Below are 1,012 nucleotides of genomic sequence, written 5' to 3'. Positions count from 1 at the left end.
GTACAGGGCCGCGGCAGCGGCCCCGGATAGATCTCAGGGGTGCGAATCGGATTCTGGGGTGCAGCAGGTTGAACATCTCGGCCCGGAGCCCGGCGTCCTCGCCGAAGGCCCCGCGGTAGGCCGTCGAGATCCACCCTCATGTGACGCTCGTGACCAGCGCAATCGTGGAGCACCGCAATACAGACCACGAGATCGGCCGGCCGGAACCACAACAGTGGGAAACGTGATGGCGAAGGCGGCCTCCGCGTCGACACTTCCTCTCCACCCCCCGCGCCGCGTCCGCCCCGCCCACGCCCCTCCCCCGGTCCGAATCGGCTGGAAGTCGTCGTTCGGGTCGGGGGCGGGTCCGGGGGGTGGATCGCCATCCGGGGGGAAGCTCACGTACCTTCAGTACGTGAAGGACTGGGGGAGAGGATGACTCAAGGGATTCGGGCACAGCAGCGGGAGCAGACTCGGCAGGCACTGGTGCGGGAGAGCAGGCGGTTGTTCTCCACGCTGGGGTACGGAGCCGTGGGGCTGTCGGAGATCGTACGTGCGGCGGGTGTCACCAAGGGCGCGCTGTACCACCACTTCTCCAGCAAGGCCGAGCTGTTCCGGGCCGTGCTGGAGCAGGTGCAGCAGGAGGTGGCCGAGCGGATCGCCGAGACGGCGGACGCCCGGGAGGACACCTGGGACCAGCTCGTCTCCGGATGCCAGGCGTTCCTCACCGTGTCCACCGATCCGGCGATCCAGCGCATCATGCTCGTCGACGGTCCCGCGGTCCTCGGGTGGAGCGAGTGGCGGGACATGAACGAGACGACCTCCGGGCGGCACCTGGCGCAGGTGCTCGGGGATCTGATCGGTGAGGGGACGATCGCCGCGCAACCGGTCGAGCCGATCACCCATCTGCTGTCGGGCGCGATGAACGAGGCGGCGCTGTGGCTGGCCTCGTCGACGGACCCCCGCGATCTGGACAACACCCAGGACGCGCTGGTGGCGATGCTGGAAGCCCTGCGGGTCAAGTGACATGGAA

At 68.6% G+C, this 1,012-nt stretch carries 1 protein-coding gene; it reads left to right on the top strand.

The window, feature by feature from the left end:
• Positions 1–414 precede the first annotated feature (414 nt).
• Positions 415–1,005 (top strand): TetR/AcrR family transcriptional regulator, encoded by a 591-nt coding sequence (locus tag ACWGI8_RS44575; RefSeq protein ID WP_453669383.1) that lies wholly within the window; start codon positions 415–417, stop codon positions 1,003–1,005.
• Positions 1,006–1,012: the final 7 nt, after the last annotated feature.

Source organism: Streptomyces sp. NPDC054841 (assembly GCF_053611045.1).
Note: the sequence above shows the minus strand (reverse complement) of the source record. Positions and strands in the feature narration are given on the sequence as shown.